The 23,048-nt window shown below is 64.5% G+C and carries 13 protein-coding genes; 7 read left to right on the forward strand and 6 right to left on the reverse strand.

Annotation, left to right across the window (positions count from 1 at the left end; translation table 11 throughout):
• Window positions 1-29: 29 nt before the first annotated feature.
• From glgX to ACYRGX_RS14595, 6 genes are all read left to right on the forward strand, one after another.
• The gene (gene glgX, locus ACYRGX_RS14570) at window positions 30-2,186 is read left to right on the forward strand and encodes a glycogen debranching protein GlgX (RefSeq protein WP_473053184.1); all 2,157 of its coding nucleotides are present in this window, start codon (window positions 30-32) and stop codon (window positions 2,184-2,186) included.
• Window positions 2,187-2,465: 279 nt separating this feature from the next.
• The gene (locus tag ACYRGX_RS14575) at window positions 2,466-3,254 is read left to right on the forward strand and encodes an endonuclease/exonuclease/phosphatase family protein (protein ID WP_473053185.1); all 789 of its coding nucleotides are present in this window, start codon (window positions 2,466-2,468) and stop codon (window positions 3,252-3,254) included.
• Window positions 3,251-4,498 carry a cardiolipin synthase ClsB gene (clsB, locus tag ACYRGX_RS14580; protein WP_473053186.1) on the forward strand — a complete coding sequence of 416 codons (1,248 nt, stop codon included), beginning with the start codon at window positions 3,251-3,253 and terminating at the stop codon, window positions 4,496-4,498. Before ACYRGX_RS14575 ends, clsB begins: the two co-directional genes overlap by 4 nt.
• Complete coding sequence (locus ACYRGX_RS14585; protein ID WP_473053187.1) at window positions 4,495-5,472, forward strand: lysylphosphatidylglycerol synthase domain-containing protein; 978 nt, start codon at window positions 4,495-4,497, stop codon at window positions 5,470-5,472. The genes clsB and ACYRGX_RS14585 overlap by 4 nt, the downstream gene beginning before the upstream one ends.
• A 105-nt stretch (window positions 5,473-5,577) precedes the next feature.
• Window positions 5,578-10,398: a PAS domain S-box protein gene (locus tag ACYRGX_RS14590; RefSeq protein ID WP_473053188.1), complete on the forward strand. Its 4,821-nt coding sequence runs from the start codon at window positions 5,578-5,580 to the stop codon at window positions 10,396-10,398.
• 3 nt (window positions 10,399-10,401) lie between these two features.
• Window positions 10,402-11,322, forward strand: coding sequence for a diguanylate cyclase domain-containing protein (locus tag ACYRGX_RS14595; protein WP_473053189.1), 921 nt, complete (start codon window positions 10,402-10,404; stop codon window positions 11,320-11,322).
• A gap of 19 nt (window positions 11,323-11,341) precedes the next feature.
• Here ACYRGX_RS14595 and glgB read toward each other — a convergent pair whose 3' ends face one another.
• The 6 genes from glgB to ACYRGX_RS14625 all read right to left on the reverse strand — a co-directional run bounded on the left by glgB (window position 11,342) and on the right by ACYRGX_RS14625 (window position 21,826).
• Window positions 11,342-13,555, reverse strand: a complete 2,214-nt coding sequence (gene glgB, locus ACYRGX_RS14600) for a 1,4-alpha-glucan branching protein GlgB (protein WP_473053190.1) — start codon at window positions 13,553-13,555, stop codon at window positions 11,342-11,344.
• Complete coding sequence (gene treS / locus ACYRGX_RS14605; RefSeq protein WP_473053191.1) at window positions 13,552-16,866, reverse strand: maltose alpha-D-glucosyltransferase; 3,315 nt, start codon at window positions 16,864-16,866, stop codon at window positions 13,552-13,554. Before treS ends, glgB begins: the two co-directional genes overlap by 4 nt.
• An 18-nt stretch (window positions 16,867-16,884) precedes the next feature.
• Window positions 16,885-18,885 carry an alpha-1,4-glucan--maltose-1-phosphate maltosyltransferase gene (locus tag ACYRGX_RS14610; protein ID WP_473053192.1) on the reverse strand — a complete coding sequence of 667 codons (2,001 nt, stop codon included), beginning with the start codon at window positions 18,883-18,885 and terminating at the stop codon, window positions 16,885-16,887.
• A gap of 102 nt (window positions 18,886-18,987) precedes the next feature.
• Window positions 18,988-19,869, reverse strand: a complete 882-nt coding sequence (ku, locus tag ACYRGX_RS14615) for a non-homologous end joining protein Ku (RefSeq protein ID WP_473053193.1) — start codon at window positions 19,867-19,869, stop codon at window positions 18,988-18,990.
• 13 nt (window positions 19,870-19,882) lie between these two features.
• A complete protein-coding gene (locus ACYRGX_RS14620) occupies window positions 19,883-20,734 on the reverse strand; it encodes an SDR family oxidoreductase (RefSeq protein WP_473053194.1) in 852 nt (283 codons plus the stop codon).
• Window positions 20,735-20,812: 78 nt separating this feature from the next.
• Complete coding sequence (locus ACYRGX_RS14625) at window positions 20,813-21,826, reverse strand: zinc-dependent alcohol dehydrogenase family protein (protein WP_473053195.1); 1,014 nt, start codon at window positions 21,824-21,826, stop codon at window positions 20,813-20,815.
• A 154-nt stretch (window positions 21,827-21,980) separates the two neighbouring features.
• Here ACYRGX_RS14625 and ACYRGX_RS14630 point away from each other — a divergent pair, with 154 nt between their 5' ends.
• Window positions 21,981-22,898, forward strand: coding sequence for a LysR family transcriptional regulator (locus ACYRGX_RS14630; RefSeq protein WP_473053196.1), 918 nt, complete (start codon window positions 21,981-21,983; stop codon window positions 22,896-22,898).
• Window positions 22,899-23,048: the final 150 nt, after the last annotated feature.

Raw genomic sequence — 23,048 nt, forward strand, 5'->3', positions numbered from 1 at the left:
AGCGGCCCCCTGGACGTATAGGAGTCGCCATGTCCGATCAAACGAGGGCGCCCTCAGGGGCGCCCAAGGTCGTTACGCCCTCGCGCATCAGCGAGGGCCTACCTTTTCCCTTGGGTGCCACTTGGGACGGCGTCGGCGTCAACTTCGCGATCTTCTCGGCGCATGCCACCAAGGTCGAGCTGTGTCTGTTCGATGCGAGCGGTGAGACCGAACTGGAGCGCATCGAGCTTCCCGAGTACACCGATGAGATCTGGCACGGCTACCTGCCTGACGCACATCCGGGGCAGGTCTACGGCTACCGGGTGTACGGCCCGTACGACCCCGCCAATGGCCACCGTTTCAACCCCAATAAACTGCTCATCGACCCCTACGCCAAGCAACTGGTCGGCGAGTTGAAGTGGTCCGAATCCTTGTTCGGCTACACCATCGGTCATCCCGATGGCGACCTGTCCTTCGACGAGCGCGACAGCGCGCCCTTCGTGCCCAAGTGCAAGGTCGTGGACCCGGCCTTCACCTGGGGCGACGACCGCCTGCCCCGCGTACCGTGGGACCACACCATCGTCTACGAGACGCACCTGCGCGGCTTCACCATGCGCCACCCCGAGGTGCCCGAGGAGCTGCGCGGCACCTGCGCCGGAATGATGCGACCCCAGGTGCTCGATTACCTGCGCGACCTGGGCGTGAGTTCGGTGGAGCTGCTGCCCATTCATGCCTTCGTGCAGGACCAGCACCTGTTGGAAAAAGGCATGGCCAACTACTGGGGCTACAACACCATCGGCTTCTTCGCGCCCCACCCGCGCTACCTCGCCAGCGGCCACATCGGCGAGTTCAAGCAGATGGTCTCGCGCATGCATGAGGCCGGCCTGGAGGTGATCCTCGACGTGGTCTACAACCACACCGCCGAGGGCAACGAGCGCGGCCCGACGCTGTCCATGCGTGGTATCGACAACGCCAGCTACTACCGTCTGCTGCCTGACGACAAGCGCTTCTACATCAACGATTCCGGTACCGGCAATACGCTGGACCTGTCGCACCCCTGCGTGCTGCAAATGGTCACCGACTCGCTACGCTACTGGGCCGGCGAGATGCACGTGGATGGTTTCCGCTTCGACCTCGCCACCATCCTCGGTCGTGAGCCGACCGGCTTCGACGAGCGCCACAGCTTCCTCGTCGCCTGCCGCCAGGACCCGTTGCTGAGCAGCGTGAAACTGATCGCCGAACCCTGGGATTGCGGCCCCGGCGGCTACCAGGTGGGGGGCTTCCCGCCGGGCTGGATGGAGTGGAACGATCGCTTCCGCGACACCACCCGCGCCTTCTGGAAGGGTGACGAGGACAAGCTCGCCGATTTCGCCCGCCGTCTCGCCGCCTCCGGCGACATGTACAACCAGCGTGGCCGGCGACCGTTCGCCTCGGTGAACTTCGTCACTGCCCACGACGGTTTCACCCTCAACGATCTGGTCTCCTACAACAGCAAGCACAACGAAGCCAACGACGAGAACAACCAGGACGGCAACAGCAACAACATCTCCTGGAACTGCGGCGCCGAGGGCCCCACGGACGACCCCGATATTCAGGCGCTGCGCCTGCGCCAGATGCGCAATTTCATCGGCACGCTGATGTTCGCCCAGGGCACGCCGATGCTGGTCGCCGGGGACGAGTTCGCCCGCACCCAGCACGGCAACAACAACGCCTATTGCCAGGACAACGAGGTCGGCTGGGTCGACTGGGACTGGAGCGAGCACGGCACCCTGCTGCAGACCTTCGCGAAGAAGGTCATCGCCCTGCGCCACAAATACCCGATGCTGCGACGCGGGCGCTTCCTGGTTGGCGCCTACAACGAGGAGTTGGGCATCAAGGACGTCAGCTGGCTATCGCCCAGTGGCGAGGAGATGAGCGTCGAACAGTGGCAGGATCCGCACGCCAAGTGCCTGGGCATGCTCATGGACGGCCGCGCGCAACCCACCGGCGTTCGCAAGCAAGGTGCCGACGCCACGCTCCTGCTGATCGTCAACTCGCATTACGACGGGGTGAACTTCACTCTGCCGCTGGTGCCCGAGGGCGAGCACTGGGAGTGCCTGATCGATACCAACCATGACGCCGATCCGCCTGACGTTCACTTCGAGCCCGGCAGCCACTACACCGTCACTGGCCGCTCGCTGCTGCTCTTCGAGCTGGAGAAGAACTGAGCCTGAGCGCGGCGTGCCAATGACGCCTCGCCCCTTGTGGTAGGCACAAGGCAGCTTCATAGCTGGAATCCGGCGAGGCTCACCCTCTCCCCCGCCCTCTCCCATCAAGGGAGAGGGAGTGGTCCTCAGCGCCAGTCCGACACCTGCAGCCAATGGGACGCCTGACGCTCTCCGCCGCCAACGCGAAGGGGCGCGTCATGTCAGGCCCCAGGAACCCCGGCTTTTCTCCCGCTGTCTGCCGAAGGGACTGCCCGTTTCGAGCCGACAGAGGATCCTGTCTTGACCAACCTGCAATCTGCCGAACTGGACGCGCACCTGGCCAGCGCGATACCGGCCGTCAAGGTGCTCACCATCAACACCCACAAGGGCTTCACCAGCTTCAACCGGCGTTTCATCCTGCCGGAGCTGCGCGAGGCCGTACGCAGCGCCGGCGCCGACATCGTGTTTCTCCAGGAGGTGCTCGGCACCCATCAGAAGCACGCCCTGCGCTACCCGGACTGGCCCACGACGCCACAGTACGAATTTCTCGCCGACAGCATCTGGAGCGACTTCGCCTACGGCCGCAACGCGGTCTATCCCGATGGCGACCATGGCAATGCGCTGCTGTCGAAATTCCCCATTCTCAGCTACGAGAACCTCGATGTATCCATCAGCGGTCCTGAGCGCCGTGGGCTGCTGCACAGCCGCCTACAGGTGCCCGGCCAGGACGAGTTCCACGCCATCTGCGTGCATCTGGGACTGCGCGAGGAGCATCGCCGGCAGCAGATGGGCCTGCTCGCGGAGCTGGTCGCCAGTCTGCCCGACGACGCGCCGGTCGTGGTGGCGGGCGACTTCAACGATTGGCGCCTGCGCGGCAATCAGATCCTCGCCGACGGCTGCGGTTTGAAGGAGGCCTTCTGCGAAACCCAGGGTCAGTTGGCGAAGAGCTTTCCCGCCCGCTGGCCGCTGCTGCGCCTGGACCGCATCTACTACCGCAACCTCACCCCCAAACGGCCGCAGGTGCTGGCGAACCGCCCCTGGTCACATCTGTCTGATCACGTACCCCTGGCTGTGGAGATGCACCTATGAATTTCAGCTGGCGCGACGGGAATCGCCTGCAGTTGCTGGAAAACGGAGAGGAGTTCTTTCCGCGGGTCTTCCAGGCGATTCGCGAGGCCAAACGCGAGATCATCTGCGAGACCTTCATCATCTATGACGACAAGGTCGGACGTGAACTGCGCGAAGTGCTCACCGAAGCCGCGGAACGCGGCGTTCGCGTGGACATCACCGCGGACGGCTACGGTAGCGCCTTTCTCACCGACGAATTCGTCGCGCCGATGACCGCCGCTGGCGTGCGTCTGCACCTGTTCGATCCGCAACCCCAGCGCTTCGGCTTCCGCACCAATCTGTTCCGTCGTCTGCACCGCAAGATCGTCGTGGTGGATGGCGAGCGCGCCTTCGTCGGCGGCATCAACTTCTCCGCCGATCACCTGGGCGACTACGGCCCGGAAGCCAAGCAGGATTACGCGGTGGAGATCGAAGGTCCGGTGGTGGATGACATCCATGCCTTCGCCCTGCGTACCATCGCGCCCCACGACCAGCAGCGCCGCTGGTGGCAACGCCGTGTGCAGCAGGCGCTGGGGCCGATCAACAATCACGCCCGCGGCAGCGCCCGTACGCTGTTCGTCACCCGCGACAACGATGCCCACCGTAACGACATCGAGCAGCACTATCTGGAGGCCATCCGCTCGGCGCGTTCGCGTCTGGTGATCGCCAACGCCTACTTCTTCCCCGGCTACCGGTTATTGCGCGAATTGCGCAACGCGGCGCGTCGTGGGGTGAAGGTGAAACTGATCCTGCAGGGCCAGCCGGACATGCCGGTGGCCAAGTTCGGCGCACGCATGCTCTACAACTACCTGCTGCGCGACGGCGTGGAAATCCACGAGTACTGCCGGCGCCCGCTGCATGGCAAGGTCGCGCTGGCCGATCAGGACTGGTCCACGGTCGGCTCGAGCAATCTCGATCCGCTGAGCCTGGCGCTCAACCTGGAAGCCAACCTGATCATTCGCGACCCGGTGTTCAATCGCCAGCTCAACGAACGTCTGGAGCACCTGATGCAGCACGACTGCAAGAGCATTCCCCTGGAGCGCGTGGTGCGTGGTTACTTCTGGCGTGCGCCGCTGGTGTTCGTGATCTTCCACTTCCTGCGCCACTTTCCCGCGATGGTCGGCTGGCTCCCGGCGCATACCAAGAAACTCGAACTCGTCGAACCGCACCTGCAGCAATTGCAGGCGACCGACGACAGCGATCAGATGTCCCGGGAGCATCCATGAGCAGCCTGTCCAGCAAGAGCGATTCCAGCACGCGGCATGCCTGGTGGCCGCTGGCCAAGAAGCTGGCGAGCTACGCGTTCTTCGTACTGGTACTGGTCTTGCTGGTCATGCTCGCCCGGCGCGTGGACTGGCAGGAAGTCATTGGCACCCTGCGCGACTACCGCTCCAGCACTCTGCTGCTGGCCGGCGCCGCCGCCTTGGGCAGCTATGTGGTCTATGCCAGCTTCGATGTGCTGTCCAAGTGGTACACCCGCCATGCACTGCCGATCACTCAGGTGATGACGGTGACCTTCGTCTGCTACGCCTTCAACCTCAATCTCAGTTCCTGGGTCGGTGGCATTGCCATGCGCTACCGCCTGTATGGGCGCTTGGGCCTGGGTAACTCGACCATCACCCGGGTCTTCACCCTTAGCCTGATGACCAACTGGCTGGGTTACCTGTGTCTGGGCGGCGCGGTATTTGCCGCGGGGCTGGTCGTTCCCCCGAAGGACTGGGGCATTGGCACCGGCGCTTTGCGCTGGGTGGGTGTGGCACTGCTGGCGGTATCGGCCATCTATCTCGGCCTGTGCGCGCTGTCCAAGCGGCGCAGCTGGACCGTGCGCGGGCACGAAATCGGCTTGCCTTCATTGCGTCTGGCGCTGGCCCAGCTACTGCTCGGGGCACTGAATTGGGGCCTGATGGCAGCGACCATCTACGTGCTGTTACCGGAGAAAGTCGACTATCCCACGGTGCTTGGCGTATTGCTGGTCAGCAGCATCGCCGGTGTCATCACCCACATTCCAGCCGGGCTAGGCGTGTTGGAGACCGTCTTCGTCACCCTGCTCTCGCATCAGTTGTCGAAGGGCAGTCTGCTCGCCGCGTTGATCGGTTATCGGGTTATCTACTACCTGGTGCCATTGCTTATTGCCACTATCGTCTATCTTGGTCTAGAGGCCCGTGCGCGTAAACTGCGACGTACCGGTCAGCATGGCTGAGGCCATGTCAACGGCTCCTTCGCCCACCTTGCCGGTGAACGTGCGATGAGCTAGACAAGAGCACAGGCGCCGGGCGGCCTCGGCGCGGGATGCAGGGGTGCGGGCGTGGGTCGCAAGCAACGCTGGATGCACATGAACCGCTGGGCATTACTGGTGCTGGTGCTCGGAAGCCTGTCTTCCGGGCTGGTCGCCTGGGCGCTCACGAGCATCAATGAGTACGAGGCACGGACTGCCCTGCAGCAACAGGTAGAAGTAGCCACGCAGGATCTACTCGACCAGCTCGAGGACTATCAATACGGTCTGGTGGGCATTCGCGGCCTGATGCTCGCCGCGCAAGAGCGCGACATCGAGCCCCGGGCGCTACGGCGTTATTTTTCGGCGATTCGCTACGAAGGCCTGAATGCGGGGCTGCTCGATAACATTGGCTATGCCCACCTGCAGCGCAGCGAGGCGAGCGACGGACAGGCGCTCAGCGATCGCCTGGTCAGCGACTATCGCTACTCCATCCGCCTGAGCAAATCGATCGGACAGGACGGCGACCTGCAGCGCACCGATCTCCTGGCCGCCGCCCAGCGTGCCGCACGCAGCGGCCGCAACACACTCGCCTGGCTACAAACTCCACTGCCTGGAGATGCTGCGGACAAATTGCTGGCGATGCTGCTGCCGGTCTACAGCAGTGGCAGCACGCCCACCTCGGTCGACCTTCGCGAGGAGACGGCACAGGGGATCGCCTTCACCACCTTCTCACCGCAGCAACTGGGAAATGACCTCAACCGCGAGCTGATGCACCAGGGTGTCTGGCTGCGCTCACTGACAGGCTTCGGCGAGCAACCGTTGATCTTCCAGGGCGATGCGCCCGTCGCCATGACCAGCGAGCTCAAGCTCGCCCTGTTGGGCCAGCAGTGGACTCTGGAGTTCGCCGCCTCGCCCTCTTTCGTCGACGCGCAGCAAGGCGTTTCGCCAAGACAGATCCTGCTCGCAGGTTTGACGCTGAGTGGCCTGCTTGCCTGGATGCTTGGCGTACTCGCACTCAACGCCCACCGCCGCCGACAGATCAACGCGGAGCGCGCACGCCTGGCGGAAGTCGTCGATAGCTCCACCGACGGGATCATCAGCAAGGACCTGAACGGTATCGTCACCAGTTGGAACCGTGGCGCGCAGGAGATCTTCGGCTATACGTCCGAACAAGCCATCGGGCGCAGCGTTGCTGAATTGGTGGTCCCCAGGGAGCTCAGTCATGAGGAGGTCGAGATACTCGGCTTGGTAGGCCGGGGCGAAGGCGTTTCAGGTCTACGCACACGGCGCCAACACCGTGACGGCCACCTGCTTGACGTGGCGGTCACCGTCTCGCCGATCCGTGATGGCAGTGGCCGCGTCATCGGTGCCTCGAAGATCGTACGGGACATTTCCCCCCATGTTGAAAGCGAGCGACGCATCCAGGACCTCAACGCGCGCCTGGAGCGGCAGGTTACCGAACGCACCGAGCAGCTCAGCCAGCTCAACGCGCTGTTCGGCAGCGTGCTCGATGCCGCCTCCGAACTGTCGATCATCGCCAGTGACCTGAACGGTGTGATCACCATCTTCAACCCCGGCGCCGAGCGCCAGCTGGGCTACAGCGCCGAGGAAATGGTCGGCAAGGCGAGTCCTGAGTTGATCCACGACGCCGAGGAGTTGCGCCAGCGTGGCGAGGCACTGCGCGACGACGAGAACCTGACCGGGCCACTCGAGGGTTACCAGATCCTCGCCGAGACCGCCGCGCGCGGGCTGGTCGAGAACCGCGAGTGGACCTACGTCCGCAAGGACGGCTCACGCCTGCCAGTGACGCTCATGGTCACCGCCATGCGCGACGCCCAGGGCAAGGTCAGCGGTTACCTGAGCATCGCCGTGGACATCAGCGAACGACGCGCCGCGGAACGCGAACTGGCGGTCAGCCTGGAAACCACCCGCGCGATCCTCGATACCGCGGTCAACCCGATCATCACCATCGATTCCCGCGGCACCATCCGTTCCTGCAACCCGGCCGGCGAACGTGCGTTGGGTTACCAGGCGGAAGAACTGATCGGCTGCAACGTGAAGATGCTGATGCCCGATCCGTTCAGCAGCGAACACGACGGCTACATGGCGCGTTTTCGCTCCACCGGCGCGGGCCGCGCCATCGGTATCGGTCGCGAAGTGGAGGCACGGCGCAAGGACGGCAGCCTGTTCCCGGTGCAGATCAGCCTCGGCGCGATGCGCGTGGCGGGTGAGCCCATGGTGGTCGGCATCATGTCCGACATCAGCGAGCAGCGACGCCAGCGTGACGAGGTGATCTCAGCGCGCGACCAACTGGCGCTGGCGGCGGACGTCGCCAAGATCGGCATCTGGACCTGGGAAATCGGCAAGGACCGCCTGCAGTGGAACGAGCGCATGTACTACATCTACGGCTATGCGCCGGCTAATCACGAGCTGGGCCTGTCTTCGTCGGCCTGGGCGGCGCGCCTGCATCCGGATGACCGTGAAAGAGCCCTGGCCGAGGTCCGTGCCCTGCTCCAGGACGGCAACATGTACGCCACCTTGTTCCGCATCGTTCTGCCGGGTGACCAGGTACGTCACATCAAGGCGGCCGGTCAGGTCGAACGCGGCGCCGATGGCCACGCGCTGAAGATCACTGGCATCAACCTCGACGTCACCGACGAGCAGGAACTGCAGGCCAGCCTGCGCTACGCCAAGGAACAAGCCGACGCGGCGAGCGCGGCCAAATCGACCTTCCTCGCCAACATGAGCCACGAGATCCGCACGCCGATGAACGCCGTGCTCGGCATGCTCTATCTGGCCCAGCAGACCAGCCTCAATCCGCGCCAGCGCGACTACGTGGACAAAGCACACACCGCCGCCACCTCCCTGCTCGGCCTGCTCAACGACATCCTCGACTACTCCAAGATCGAGGCCGGCAAACTCACCCTCGACCCCCACACCTTCGAGCTCGAACCACTGTTCGAAAAGTTAGGCATCGTGCTCAGTGGTAACCAGGGGCGAAAGCGCGTCGAACTGCTGTTCGACATCGATTCGGGGCTGCCGGCCGAGCTGCAAGGCGACCGCCTGCGTCTGCAGCAGATTCTCATCAACCTTGCCGGCAACGCGCTCAAGTTCACCGAGCACGGCCAGGTGGTCATCAGCGTGCGCCAGCTTGCACGTAGCGACCAACAGGTGAAGATCCGCGTCTCGGTCAGCGACACCGGCATCGGCATCAGCGAAGAACAGATGAGCCGCATCTTCAGCGGCTTCACCCAGGCCGAGGCGTCCACCTCCCGGCGCTTTGGCGGCAGCGGCCTGGGCCTGGTGATCAGCAAGCGCCTGATCGAGCTCATGGGCGGTCAGTTGAAAGTGCAGAGCACCCTCGGCATCGGCAGTCGATTCTGGTTCGACATCACCCTGCCCTTTGCCCAGTCCGACGACCTGCGCGCCGGGTATCCCCACAGCCAGCGCTCGCTGCACGTGCTGATCGTCGACGACAACGAGGTCGCCGGAGGCATGCTGGTGGCCACCACTCGCGCCCTGGGCTGGCGACCGGACTACGTTCAGGACGGAGACAGCGCCCTGCGCCGAGTGTCCGAAAGCCTCGCAGCAGACGATCCCTACGACGTGGTCTTGCTGGATTGGCGTATGCCCGGCCTGGATGGACCCGAGACTGCCCGACGCATCGCGCAGCAGACCGCTGAGCGTGGTACACCGGCGATGCTGATGATCAGCGCCTATGGCCGCGAGCAACTCGAATCCGAGGGCGAAGACTTCGCGGTAGACCGCTTCCTGTCCAAACCGGTGACGCCGCGCCAGGTGGCCGAAGCGGTACACGAACTGTTGGGAGGCGGGAGCAGCGCGCTGCAGAAGGCTGCCGAGGCACCGGCAATCGAGCAACCGCTGGCCGGCTTGCGGCTGCTGGTGGTGGAGGACAACGCGATGAACCGCCAGGTCGCGTTTGAACTGCTCACTGCGGAGGGCGCCAGCGTACAACTGGCAGAGGATGGCGAAGCCGGGGTGAATAGGGTGATCGCGGCCAAACAGACGTTCGACGCCGTGCTCATGGACATGCAGATGCCGGTGGTGGACGGCCTGGAGGCGACCCGGCGCATTCGCAAGGACGAGCGCTTCGCGCGCCTGCCGATCATCGCCATGACCGCCAACGCCTCCCAGGCCGACCGTGAGGCGTGCCTGCAGGCCGGCATGAACGAACACGTCGCAAAGCCCATCGAGCGCAAGCAACTCATCACCCGTCTGCTCGAATGCATCCATGGCCTGCAGAATACCCAGGCTTCGAGCCGCGAGACGGCGGTCCCGGTCAGTGACATCGCCGACTACGCGACCCTGCTGGAGCGCTTCGCCGGCAATCACAGGCTGCTCGAACAGATGCTCGACACCTTCGCCAACGACGTGCGGCCGCGCTTCGCACAGATTGCCCAGTTACTGGAAAACAATCAGCGCGGCGATGCCGCTGCCGCGCTGCACAGTATCAAAGGCAGTGCCGGCACCATCGGTGCGTTGGCGCTGTTTCGTTTCAGCGCCGCGCTGGAACGGCAACTGCTCGATGGCCCCGCGGAGGCAGCCCCGGCACTCTCGCCCGAAGAACTCGCCCAGGCTCAGGGATTGTTCGAAGACAATCTGGAGCGACTGCGCGCGCTGCTGCAGGCGAATCGTCCGATGACGCAGACGCCAACGCCCAGCAGCACCAAAGCCACGGGCTCGGCCGACCTGGACGGTGACCTGCAGCGGCTGATCGAACTGCTGCACGCCAACAACCTCGATGCCCTGGACCTGCTGGAGACACTCCAGCCCCAGCTTCAAGCGCACGACGCCAAACTCGCCGAGCAACTCGCCGGTTGCGCACAGGCATTGGATTTCGCCCAGGCCGCCGCCCTCGCCGAGCGGCTCGCTACGGAGATAGGAGGCTAGCGCATGGATGGACGCGTTCCCTACGGCCACGGCCGCCCCAAGCTATTGGTGGTAGACGATCAGGCCAGCAACGTACGCCTGCTGCACGAACTGTTTCGTGACCAGTGCGAAGTGTTCATGGCGACCAGCGGCGCCCAGGCGATCACCGTCTGCCAGGCCCAGCAGCCCGACCTCGTTCTGCTCGACGTGATCATGCAGGGCATGGACGGCCATGAGGTCTGCCGCCGTCTGAAGGCCGACCCACAGACCCGCGACATACCGGTGATCTTCATCACCGCGCAACGCGAGGAAGCCGACGAGTTGATCGGCTTTGGTCTGGGTGCGGTGGACTTCATCACCAAACCGATCAACCCGACCATCGTGCGGGCACGGGTGAAGACCCACCTGACCCTGAAAATGCAGAGCGACCTGCTGCGCGCCCAGGCGATGCTCGACGGACTGACCGGCGTCGCCAATCGCTTGAAGTTCGACGAGGAACTGCAGCAGCACTGGCGCCAGGCACGCCGTGACGGGCAGCCGCTGTCGCTGGTGATGTTCGACGTGGACTTCTTCAAGCGTTACAACGACCGCTACGGTCATCAGGCCGGCGACCAATGCCTGCGCTCGGTGGCAGCCGCCGCCGCCAGTTGCGCGCGCCGCCCCCAAGACCTGTTGGCCCGTTACGGTGGCGAAGAGTTCGCTTGCATCCTGCCGGATACGCCGCTCGAGGGGGCTGCGGAGATCGCCGAACGCATGCGCCAGGCGATTGCCGATCTAGCCATAGAGCACCTGGACTCCACGACCGTGCCGCAGGTCAGCGCCTCTTTCGGCGTGGCTTCGATGAAAGTCCAGGACGAGAGCCAGCCCAGCGCGCTGGTCGAACTGGCCGACCAGCGCCTCTACGAGGCCAAGCGCAGCGGGCGCAACCGGGTCTACGCCGGCTGACGCCCCATTCGGTCGTCGCTCACTGCGGGCAGAACACCAGCAGCGCCAGGGGCGGCAAGGTCAGCGACAGCGAGTGCGACTCGCCATGGGCTTCCACGGCGTCGCTCTGCAGACCACCGTCGTTACCCACATTGGAGCCGGAATAGCGCTGCGCATCGCTGTTGAAACACTCGCGCCAGAAGCCCCCGCGCGGTACTCCCACGCGATAGCCATGACGCACCATCGGCGTGAAGTTCGCCACCACCAGCAGCGGCTCACCGTCGAAGCCGTGACGCAGCCAGGCGAACACGCTGTTGCCACGGTCATCGCCGATCAGCCATTGGAAGCCTTCGCCGTCGGCATCGCGCTGATGCAGTGCAGGCTGCTCCCGGTACAACCGGTTGAGATCCCCCACCAGATGCTGGATCCCCTGGTGATCGGCGTAGTTGGTCAGGTACCAGTCCAGCGAACGGTCGTGGCTCCACTCCCGCCATTGGCCGAACTCGCAGCCCATGAACAGCAGTTTTTTGCCTGGATGGGTCCACATGAACGACAGGTAGGCGCGCAGGTTGGCGAATTTCTGCCAGCGATCGCCGGGCATCTTGTCGATCAGCGAGCGCTTGCCGTGCACCACCTCGTCGTGGGAAATCGGCAGCACGAAGCGCTCGGAAAACGCATAGATCAGCCCGAACGTCAGCTTGTCGTGATGATAAGAGCGATGCACCGGGTCCTCGGCGGCGTATTCGAGGGTGTCGTGCATCCAGCCCATGTTCCATTTGTAGTCGAAACCCAGTCCCCCCTCGGAGACCGGCTTGCTGACGCCCGGCCAGGCCGTCGATTCCTCGGCGATCACCAGCGCCCCCGGTGCCTCGGCCTTCACCACGTCGTTGAGGTGGCGCAGGAAGTCGATCGCTTCCAGGTTCTCGCGTCCGCCGTGGCGGTTGGGAATCCACTCGCCCTGTTTACGCGAGTAGTCTCGGTAGAGCATCGACGCCACCGCATCGACGCGCAGACCATCGACATGGAACTCGCGTAGCCAATGCAACGCGGAGGCGATCATGAAGCCGTGCACCTCGTTGCGTCCGAGGTTGTAGATGTAGGTATCCCAGTCCTGGTGGAAGCCTTCGAAGGGGTGCGCGTATTCATACAGCGCGGTGCCGTCGAAGCGACCCAGCCCATGGGCGTCCGTGGGGAAATGCGCGGGGACCCAGTCCAGGATCACACCGATGCCGGCCTGGTGGCAGCGGTCGACGAAGGCGGCGAAATCCGCCGGGCTGCCGTAGCGCGCCGACGGTGCGAACTGCGACAGCGGCTGGTAACCCCAAGAGCCGCCGAAGGGATGCTCCATCACCGGCAACAGTTCGATATGGGTGAAGCCGAGTTCCTGGATATACGGAATCAGCCGATCGGCCAGTTCATGCCAGGTCAGCAGTCGCCCTTCCTCACCGCCTTCGCGTTGCCAGGAGCCAGCGTGCAGTTCGTAAATCGACATCGGTGCGGTCACCCCATGGCGGCTTTCGCGCGATGCCATCCAGTCTTCATCGCCCCAGGCGTGCCGCAGCGGTTCGGCTACCACCGAACCGGTCGCTGGCGGCAGCTCGGTGGCCAGGGCGATGGGGTCGGCCTTGAGCGGTAAAACGCCATCCGGGCCGAGAATCTCGTACTTGTACACCTCTCCCGGCCCCAGACGCGGGATGAACAGCTCCCAAACGCCCGCCGGAAAACGCAGGCGCATCGGATGACGACGCCCATCCCAGCCGTTGAAGTTACCCACCACGGAGACCCTTCGCGCATTCGGCGCCCAAACCGCGAAGCGGACCCCGGCAACGCCGTCGACCTCGGTCGGTTGCGCGCCGAGCACGCGACCGAGCTCACGGTGATTGCCTTCGGCAAACAGGTAGATGTCCATCTCGCCCAGTTGCGGACCGAAGCTGTAAGGGTCTTCGGTAATTTGTTCGCCGTCACCCCAGCGCACCCGCAAGAGGTACGGGCGCGCCTTCTCCAGGCGGCAGAAATACAGCCCGGGCACTTGCGCCTGGTCCATGCTGCAGAGCGACTCACCGCTCTCGCGGTCGAGCACATCCACCCCCAGCGACAGCGGCAGGTAGGCACGCACGATCACTCCCTCGCCATCCGGGTGAGGCCCCACCAGGCTGAAGGGATCACCGTGTTCGCCACGGATGAGTTTTTCCACGGCGCCGTCATCGGGCAGCAGATGCTCCCCGTGAGCGGTGAACACCGGACGATCGGTCATGCGGATTCTCCATCGAGGATCTGGCTGGCCAGCTCGGCGAGCCCTTGCAAAGGAACGTCGAGCCAGGTGGGACGGTTTTCTGCCTCGTAGGCCACCTCGTAGGCGGCTTTCTCAAGGGTCAACAATAACAGTGCCGCGCGCGCGCCGCTCGACTCGCGCCAGGCATGGGGCAGACCTTCGGTGGCCGAGGCGTAGCCTTCCAGAAAATGCGCCGCGGCACGCTGACGGTAAGCCTCGGCAAGCGCGATGCGGGCGCTGTCGGCCTCCGCCGAGGCATCGGCGGACTGCACGCCGCGCAAGGCCATCGCCGCCGCGTAGTCGAACGAGCGCAACACACCTCCGACGTCTTTGTAGGGACTGTGCTTGGCACGTCGCTCGTCCAGCCCACGGGCGGGTTCGCCTTCGAAGTCGATGAGATAGGCGTCGCCATGCACCACCAGGACCTGGCCCAGGTGCAAGTCGCCGTGTACGCGAATACGTAGCCCACCGACGCAGCGCTCGGCCAGAGGAACGAGGGCCTGCAGCAGTGCCTCGCCGCGCTCCAGCAGTTGCAGAGCCGCATCGCCCAGCGTGGTACGGTGTTTCTCGAGCAGTTGCAGGGCATGCTGCAACTCCTCGCGGACCTGCTGGCCGAGCTGCCGGGCGGCGGCGTCATCGTAGGTCTCCGGGGCGAAATCGGGATTGTCGCTGGGAGCGGCAAGAATCTGGTGCATCTCCCCCAGGCGGACGCCAAGCAGGCGCGCGAAGGCATCCGACTCGTCCATCGCCCGATAGCGATTGTCGACCCCGGACGAGCCGCCGCTGAGTTCGTCGCGGATCGCCCGGTCGAGCACGTTGAGCGTCCAGCTCCAGGCATCACCCTGGTTCTCCAGATAACGCTGCAGAATCATCAGCGCGCTGGTCTGCCCATCCGGATCACGCTGCAACACCTGGCCAAGCAGGGTGGCCGTGTGTTCGAAGCCACCTGCCGCCAGGTAGAGGCCCATCTCCAGCTCCGGGTGAACGCCCTTCTCCAACTTGCGCAAGAGCTTGAGCACCATGCTTTCGCCAATCACCACCGAGCTGTTGGACTGCTCGGCGGACAGGTAACGTACCTCGGCATCGTCATCCACGGCCATGCGCGCCAGCGCTGGCGTGGCGAGGAACTGCAGACGCCCCTCCTCACCCGCAGGCAGTTCGCGCCCTTCCTGCAGAGCCTGCAGCACGCCCCGGACGAAAGGTTCGAGGGTGAAGGCGTCGGTCAGCAGGCCGACCTGTCGTCCCCTGCGCACCCGAGCCAACGCCAGTTGCTGTGGCAACGCATTGCCGAACTCCTCTTCGGGCAGGAAACCCAGCGGCAACTGATAGCGCGCAGGCTGCCCTTCCGACGTCACTTCGAGCTCGCACAGCAACACCGGCCGACGATCGTCGGCCAAGGGCGTCGCGTAGACGATACGCACCGTATCGATGGTCGCACCCTTGCCAGCGAACCAGCGGCGCATCGGCAGGTAGGTCGGCAGCACGCTGCGCTCGAGCAGTTGCCGCGGTTGGCCATCGAGCAATTCCTCGGCACGGCGCTTCAGCACCAGGGTCAGATATTCGGGCATGGGGTCCGCCGCCTTGAGGTGCCAGGCCGGCATCTTTTCTTCCGATGCCAGCGCGAACCAGTAGAAGCCATAGGGCGCCAACGTCAACAGATAGGGCAACTGGCCGATCGGTGGGAAGGCACTGCCACCGATCATCTCCACCGGCACCATGCCGTCGTACTGGGACAGTTCCAGTTCGGCGGCCTGCGCGGCGCGCGACATGTTGGCCACGCACAGCAGGGTTTCCGGCTCGCCGTTGTGACCGAGGCTTTCGCGGATGTAGGCGAAGATGCGCCGGTTGCTCGGCGCCAGCAGCTTGAGGCTGCCGCGGCCGAAAGCCCGATGCTGCTTGCGAATGGCCAGCAACCGGCGCATCCAGTTGAGCAACGAATGCGGATCGCGCTGCTGGGCTTCGACGTTGATCGTCTGGTAACCGTACAGCGGGTCCATCACCGGCGGTGCCACCAAGCTGGCGGGATCGGCGCGGGAGAATCCCCCGTTGCGATCGACGTTCCACTGCATCGGCGTGCGCACGCCATCGCGATCGCCAAGGAAAATGTTGTCGCCCATGCCGATCTCGTCACCGTAGTAGATCACCGGCGTGCCGGGCATCGACAACAACAGGCTGTTGAGCAGCTCGATGCGCCGCCGGTCGCGCTCCACCAGCGGCGCCAGACGCCGGCGAATGCCCAGGTTGATGCGGGCGCGCTTGTCGGCGGCGTAGTAGTTCCACAGGTAGTCCCGTTCACGGTCGGTGACCATCTCCAGGGTCAATTCATCGTGGTTGCGCAGAAAGATCGCCCACTGGCAACTGTCCGGGATTTCCGGCGTTTGACGCAGGATGTCTGTCATCGGAAAGCGGTCTTCCTGGGCGATCGACATGTACATGCGCGGCATCAGCGGAAAATGGAACGCCATGTGGCATTCGTCGCCGTCGCCGAAGTACGGCTGGGTATCTTCCGGCCACTGGTTGGCCTCGGCGAGCAACATCCGATCCGGGTAATGGGCGTCGATCTCGGCGCGAATCCGTTTGAGCACCGCATGGGTCTCGGGCAGGTTCTCGTTGCTGGTGCCGTCGCGCTCGACCAGATAGGGAATCGCGTCGAGGCGCAGCCCGTCGACGCCCAGGTCGAGCCAGTAGCGCATGATCGACAGCACCGCCTTCATCACCTGCGGATTATCGAAGTTGAGGTCCGGCTGGTGGGAGTAGAAGCGGTGCCAGAAGTACTGTTCGGCGACCGGGTCCCAGGTCCAGTTGGAGGTCTCGCTGTCGATGAAGATGATCCGCGTGTCGGCATACTTCTGGTTGGTGTCGGACCAGACGTAGAAATCCCGCGCCCGTGAGCCCTTCTTCGCCTTGCGCGCGCGCTGGAACCAGGGATGCTGGTCCGAGGTGTGATTGATCACCAGTTCGGTGATGACCCGCAGTCCGCGCTTGTGCGCCTCGAGGATGAAACGACGGGCATCGGCGCGGTCACCGTAGTCCGGATGCACGTTGCGGTACTCGGCGATGTCATAGCCGTCATCGCGGCGCGGCGAGGGGTAGAACGGCAACAGCCATATGGTGTTCACGCCCAGCTCGGCGATGTAGTCGAGCTTTTCGATCAACCCGGTAAAGTCACCGATACCATCGTCATTGGCGTCGAAGTAGGACTTCACGTGGACCTGGTAGATGATCGCGTCCTTGTACCACAGCGGGTCTTCGGTGAAGACCGCTGGACGCCGCGACCGGCGGGCTCTTGCCATCGTCGTGCTCCTTGCCGGTCAGGCCGGGGTGATGCGCCAGATGCCGAACGGCAGGTGCCAGGGCTCGATGCGCATCCACTGGGTCTTGCCATGCCAGGTCCAGCGATGGCCGGTCATCAGGTCCTCGCCGTGGCTGTCGGCGTCGTCGGGCAGCCCGAACTCCCACAGCGGTAACTCGAAGTGCGCCTCCTGGGCGTTGTGAGGATCCAGACAGATGGCCACCAGCACGAAGTTGGAACGGTCGGCGGTGCGCTTGCCGAAGTAGAGGATGTTGTCGTTCCAGCAGTGATAGGCCTGAAAGCCCAAGTGCGTCTGCAGCGCCGGGTTCTGCCGGCGGATGCGATTCAACTGGGCGATTTCGCCAACGATGTTGCCGGGCGCCTGGTAATCGCGCGGGCGCAATTGGTACTTCTCCGAGTCCAGGTATTCCTCCTTGCCCGGTACCGGCGCCGACTCGCACAGCTCGAAGCCCGAATACATGCCCCACAGGCCCGAGCCCATGGTCGCCAGCGCGGCACGGATGAGAAAGCCGGGACGGCCGCTCTCGTGCAGGAAGCGCGGGTTGATGTCCGGCGTGTTGACGAAGAAATTCGGCCGGTAGCAGTCACGCCACGGCGGCTGGTTGAGCTCGCCGAAGTAACTGGCCAGCTCGTCCTTGGTGGTGCGCCAGGTGAAGTAGGTGTAGCTTTGGTTGAAGCCGACCTTCCCCAGTCGCGCCATCATCGCCGGCCGGGTGAAGGCCTCGGAGAGGAACATCACCTCGGGATACTGGCGGCGGATGTCGTCGATCAGCCACTCCCAGAAAGGCAATGGTTTGGTGTGCGGGTTGTCCACGCGGAAGATCTTCACGCCCTCCTCGACCCAACCCGCGACCACGTCCCGCAGCGCCTGCCACAGTTCGGGCAGGGCGTCCTCGGCGTAGAAGTCGACATTGACGATGTCCTGATACTTCTTCGGCGGATTCTCCGCGTAGCGGATCGAGCCGTCCGGGCGCCAGGCGAACCAACCGGGGTGCTGCTTGAGCCAGGGATGGTCGGGCGAGCACTGGATGGCGAAGTCCAGGGCGATCTCCAGACCGTGCTCGGCGGCGGCGGCGACCAGCGCGCGGAAATCCTCGCGGGTGCCCAGTTGCGGATGGATGGCGTCGTGGCCGCCCTCCTCACTGCCGATGGCGTAGGGGCTTCCCGGATCGTCCGGGCCGGCGATCAGGCTGTTGTTGCGCCCCTTGCGGAAGGTCTTGCCGATGGGATGAATGGGCGGGAAGTAAAGGACGTCGAAGCCCATGTCGCGAATCGTCGGCAGACGCCGCGTCACGTCGCGGAAAGTGCCGTGACGTGCAGGGTCATCGGTCTCCGAGCGGGGGAAGAGTTCGTACCAGCTGGCGAATTGGGCCAGCGGCCGCTCCACTTCCAGCGGATAACTGCGGCTGCGCACCAGATGCTTCTGTGGATCGCAGGCGGCCATCGCCTGGCGCGTCTCGTCGGCCAGCAGCAGCGCGACCTGCTCGTCTTCGGAAGGCTGTTCGCCCAGGCGCCAAATGGTCTTATCGAGCCATTCGCGATGCTCATCGAGGGCTCGCTCACGGGCCCCCTCCAGATGCAGCTTGCCTTCGCGCAACTCCAGCGCAATGGGCACGGCGGCCTCGTGTTTCTTGCGCAGTTCCTCGCAATAGGTGCCGAAACCGTCCCACCAGGATTCCACGGCGAAGTAATGGCGCGCCACCCGCAGCGGGGTGAAGCTCGCCTCCCAGTAGTCATTGCCCTTGGCGACGAAGGGTACCCGGTGCCAGAGTTCCTCGCCCTCCACCTGCCAAAGCAGGACCGCGGCGATCTGCTCGTGACCATCGGCGAAGATGCGCGCCCTCACCACCTGGGATTGGTCGCGAATGGCCTTGGCGGCAAAGCGACCATCCTCCAGACAGGGACTGACCTCCTCGATGGCGATGCGCGGCATGTTCAGTGCCTGCTGCAACGACAAGGGAGGGCGATTGGCGCCGGTTTCGGGATTCTGGTCGGGCATCGGGCTGCTCCTTGGAAGCGGTTGGGGGCGCCGCCGAAACCAGCGTGGCGCCACCACGGTACAAAGCGTTCGGAACCGGACTGCCGGGGAAAGTTCCTGGTTTCAGCCAGCCTTGCGGCCACCACGACCGGCTTTCGAAGCGCCACTGCGAGAGCCGCTGGACGAACGCTTGGAAGGTTTGCGCGACGCGGCTTTGCTGTCCCCGCGCAGACTGCGCTTGAGCAGGTCGGAAAGATCGATGACCTCGGCACTCTCGCCCTCCTCCGCCGGCGCCTCGGAAACCGCCTCGAGCTTGCCGTGTTTGGCCTTCTGCTCGACCAGCTTCAGGATGCGTTGCTGGAAGTCGTCGTGGTATTGCTCGGGGTCCCAGGGCTCGCTCATGTCCTCGATCAACCGCTTGGCCATGTCCAACTCGCGTTTGCTCAGCTTGGCATCAACGGCCTCCGCCTTGAGCTCAAGGCTATCCACTCCACGCACGTCCTCGGCCCAGCGCAGGGTTTCCAGCAGCAGCGCATCGCCCCAGGGCATCAGCATGGCCAGATGCTGCTTGCTGTGCATCACGACCCTCGCCAGCCCCACCTTGCCACTGGCACGCAACGCCTCGCGCAGCAGTGCATAGACCTTTTCGCCACGCCGCTCGGGGGCCAGGAAATAAGGTCGATCCAGATAGAGCGGCGGGATATCCGCGGCTTCGACGAAGGCCACGATATTCACCGTCTGCGTGGCCTCCGGGTGCGCGTCGCGGATTTCGTCCTCACTGAGCACCACGTATTCGCCTTTGCGATACTCCACACCCTTGACGATGTCGTCGGCCTTAATCTCCTCGCCGCTGACTTTGTTCACCCGCTTGTAACCGACCGGCTCCATGCTGCGCTTGTCGAGCCAGTCGAAATCGATCCCGCTACGACCGCTGGCGGGCACCAGCGATACGGGAACGTGCACCAGACCGAAGCTGACCGCTCCCTTCCAGATGACCCGAGGCATGGTCGCTTCTCCCTCAACCGTTGATGACGCTACCGCCGTTGACGTGAATGACCTGCCCCGTGACGTAGGACGCATCCTGACTGGCCAGGTAGACGTAGGCCGGTGCGACTTCCTCGGGTTGTCCGGGACGTCCCAGCGCGGTATTGGCGCCGAATTCGGCAACCTCATCGGCGCTGAAGGTGGAGGGGATCAACGGCGTCCAGATGGGCCCGGGCGCCACGGCATTCACACGGATGCCGCGCCCGGCGAGGTTCTGGGAGAGCGAACGGGTGAACGCGAGGATGGCCCCCTTGGTGGCCGAGTAGTCGATCAGGTGCCCGCTGCCGCGGTAGGCGGTTACCGATGTGGTGTTGACGATCGAGGCGCCTTCGCCCATGTGTTCGAGCGCCGCGCGAGTCAGCAGGTACATCGCCTGAACGTTGCTTTCGAAGGTGCGCCGCCACTGCGCCAGCTCGATATCCTCCAGGCGCTCGCGAGGATGCTGCTCGGCCGCATTGTTGACCAGGATGTCGAGCCTGCCGAAGCGCTCCAGCGTCAACGCCACCACTTGCTCGCAGAACGCCTCCACCGCCAGATCGCCCTGCAGGCACAGGCATGTCCGACCGAGTTCGGTCACCTCTGCGGCAACCTGGCTGGCGTCGTCCCCTTCCTCCAGATACACGATAGCGACATCGGCACCCTCGCGGGCGAAGTGCAAGGCAACGGCGCGGCCGATACCGCTGTCACCGCCGCTGATGAGCGCGACCTTGCCCTCCAGCTTGCCCGCCGGACGGTAGTGCTCACCGCGATAGGCCGGCCGTGGATGCATGTCGGCCTCACGGCCGGGCTGTTGGGTCTGGTGCTGGGGTGGCAGGGTCTGCGACATGCGAGCCTCCGAATGCATGAGTCATCATTCGGGGGACCGGGGTAGCGCCTGGAAAGTTTCTGCGCCTCGACCAGCCGCTCAGGGCTGGATCACCACACGCCCACGGCATTTGCCGCTTTCCAGCAGACGATGGGCCTGCACCACCTCTTCGAGAGAGAAGACCCGTTCGATCGGCGACTCGAGCAGGCCGTCGCGCGTCAGCTGGTTGATGTGCGCCAGCGCACGCTGCACGGCGGCGTGGTCCTGAGGAATGCCCAGTTCCGGACACCCGGTGTAATCGACCACGCAATGCAGATGGAACTTGAAGTTCTTCTCGAACGCCGCGCAGGCCGGAAAAGACGTCTGATTGCCACCCGCCAGCCCGTAGAGCACGAGGCGTCCACGGGGCGCCATGACGTCGCCCAGCAGGCCCATCTGCGGGCCACCGCAGCCGTCGAAGGCGATATGGATGCCCTTGCCCTCGGTGAGTTTGCGCAAGCGCCCGACGACATCCTCTTCCTCGGTGACGATCACCTCATCCGCACCCAACTCGCGCAGGTGCTCCCGGTCTTCGGCGCGCGGCGTACAGGCGAACACCCGCGCACCCAACGCGCGCCCCAGTTGCAGCGTGACGGGCCCCATGCACTGGGCGGCCTCGGTCACCAGGAGATTCTGTCCCGGCTGCAGACGACCGACCTCCATCAGTCCCAGGTAGGCGGTCAACAACGGCATGTAATGCACGCAGGCGTGGGTCGCGTCGAGCACGTCCGGGTAACGTACCAGCGAGGTCGCCGGCATCGGCATGCATTCGCCATAGGCCGGATAGTCATTGATGCTGTGCGCGAGGAAGCTGGCGACCCGGTCGCCGACGGCAAGGTTTTCGACCTGCTCGCCGACCTCGATCACCTCGCCGGCCAACTCGCAGCCCAGCCCCGCCGGGAGTCGCGCATGTTGCGGGCCGAGGTCCTGGCGCCAGAGCACATCGGACCAACTGACGCCGAACGCCTGCACCCGAACCCGAACCTCGCCGGCCGCCAGCGGGCGTTCGGCTTGCTGCTCCAGGACCAGCACCTCGGCAGGGCCGAATTGCTGGAAACGGATCACGCGGTTCATGGCTCACCTCTTCATCTATTGGTTAACAGGCACTCAATCTAACGTGTGCGGCAACGCAACTCTAGCGATAGTCGTCAATAGTCTTTATCGCCCGCGCTGATTCACCCCGGCCTATGCGAATGGGTAAGATGCGCCCAGATTCGCGAGGCAAGCCATGAACCGAACCGACCTGCGGCGTCTCGATCTCAACCTGCTGGTGGTGTTCGAGACGCTGATGCACGAGCGCAGCGTCACCCGCGCGGCGGAGCGTCTTTTCCTCGGCCAGCCGGCCATCAGCGCGGCCCTGGGGCGACTGCGAACCCTGTTCGACGATGCCCTGTTCGTGCGCTCCGGACGTAGCATGGAGCCCACGCCCCGGGCGCAGGAAATCTTCGAACTGCTCTCCCCGGCGCTGGACTCCATCTCCAATGCGGTGAGCCGCGCCAACGCCTTCGACCCGGCCACCAGCGAGGCGGTGTTCCGTATCGGGCTGTCCGACGACGTCGAATTCGCCCTGCTGCCGTCGATGCTCAAGCGCATTCGCGTCGAGGCACCGAATGTGACGCTGGTGATCCGTCGTACCAACTACCTGCTGCTGCCGGAAATGCTCGCCTCCGGGGAAATCTCCGTGGGCGTCAGCTATACCGAAGAACTCCCGGCCACCGCCAAGCGCAAGGTGCTGCGGCGCAGCCACGGTCGTCTGTTGCGCGCCGACTCGATTCCCGGGCCGCTGAGCATGGACGACTACTGTGCGCGGCCCCATGTGATCGTGTCGTTCGCCGGGGACCTCCAAGGTAGCGTCGAGGAGAAACTGGGCGCCCTTGGACGCACGCGCCGGGTGGTTCTGGCGGTTCCCCAGTTCGGCGGTCTCACCGCCCTGCTCGCCGGCACCGACCTGCTGGCCACGGTGCCGGACTACGCCGCGGAGGTCATGACGGCGTCCGGTGGTCTGCGCAGCGAACGCCCCCTGGTGGGCGCGGAAGACACCTACGAGTTGGCCATGGCCTGGCGAGCCGCCCACGACAACGATCCAGCCGAGCGCTGGCTGCGTTCACGCATCCAGATGTTCTGTGGCGATCCCGATACGCTTTGATATCGATATTGGAGTAGGCGGAAACGCGTTCCAATCATTTCCATCGATAATAGCTTTCAAAAAGTTCGATTCGCCGAGGGCACGCGCGTGGGGGAGACTCCACCGCCTCGAAAGAGAGATTTACATCTCGACACAACCTCTCGCGGAGCG

The organism is Pseudomonas sp. R4-15, from assembly GCF_055768815.1.

Excerpts from the sequence above, each read along its gene's own strand:
- glgX (WP_473053184.1), top strand. The coding sequence starts at position 30 with ATGTCCGATCAAACGAGGGCGCCCTCAGGGGCGCCCAAGGTCGTTACG.
- treS (WP_473053191.1), bottom strand. The coding sequence starts at position 16,866 with ATGGCAAGAGCCCGCCGGTCGCGGCGTCCAGCGGTCTTCACCGAAGAC.
- ACYRGX_RS14585 (WP_473053187.1), top strand. The coding sequence starts at position 4,495 with ATGAGCAGCCTGTCCAGCAAGAGCGATTCCAGCACGCGGCATGCCTGG.
- clsB (WP_473053186.1), top strand. The coding sequence starts at position 3,251 with ATGAATTTCAGCTGGCGCGACGGGAATCGCCTGCAGTTGCTGGAAAAC.
- ku (WP_473053193.1), bottom strand. The coding sequence starts at position 19,869 with ATGCCTCGGGTCATCTGGAAGGGAGCGGTCAGCTTCGGTCTGGTGCAC.
- glgB (WP_473053190.1), bottom strand. The coding sequence starts at position 13,555 with ATGACCGATCGTCCGGTGTTCACCGCTCACGGGGAGCATCTGCTGCCC.
- ACYRGX_RS14610 (WP_473053192.1), bottom strand. The coding sequence starts at position 18,885 with ATGCCCGACCAGAATCCCGAAACCGGCGCCAATCGCCCTCCCTTGTCG.
- ACYRGX_RS14595 (WP_473053189.1), top strand. The coding sequence starts at position 10,402 with ATGGATGGACGCGTTCCCTACGGCCACGGCCGCCCCAAGCTATTGGTG.
- ACYRGX_RS14625 (WP_473053195.1), bottom strand. The coding sequence starts at position 21,826 with ATGAACCGCGTGATCCGTTTCCAGCAATTCGGCCCTGCCGAGGTGCTG.
- ACYRGX_RS14620 (WP_473053194.1), bottom strand. The coding sequence starts at position 20,734 with ATGTCGCAGACCCTGCCACCCCAGCACCAGACCCAACAGCCCGGCCGT.
- ACYRGX_RS14630 (WP_473053196.1), top strand. The coding sequence starts at position 21,981 with ATGAACCGAACCGACCTGCGGCGTCTCGATCTCAACCTGCTGGTGGTG.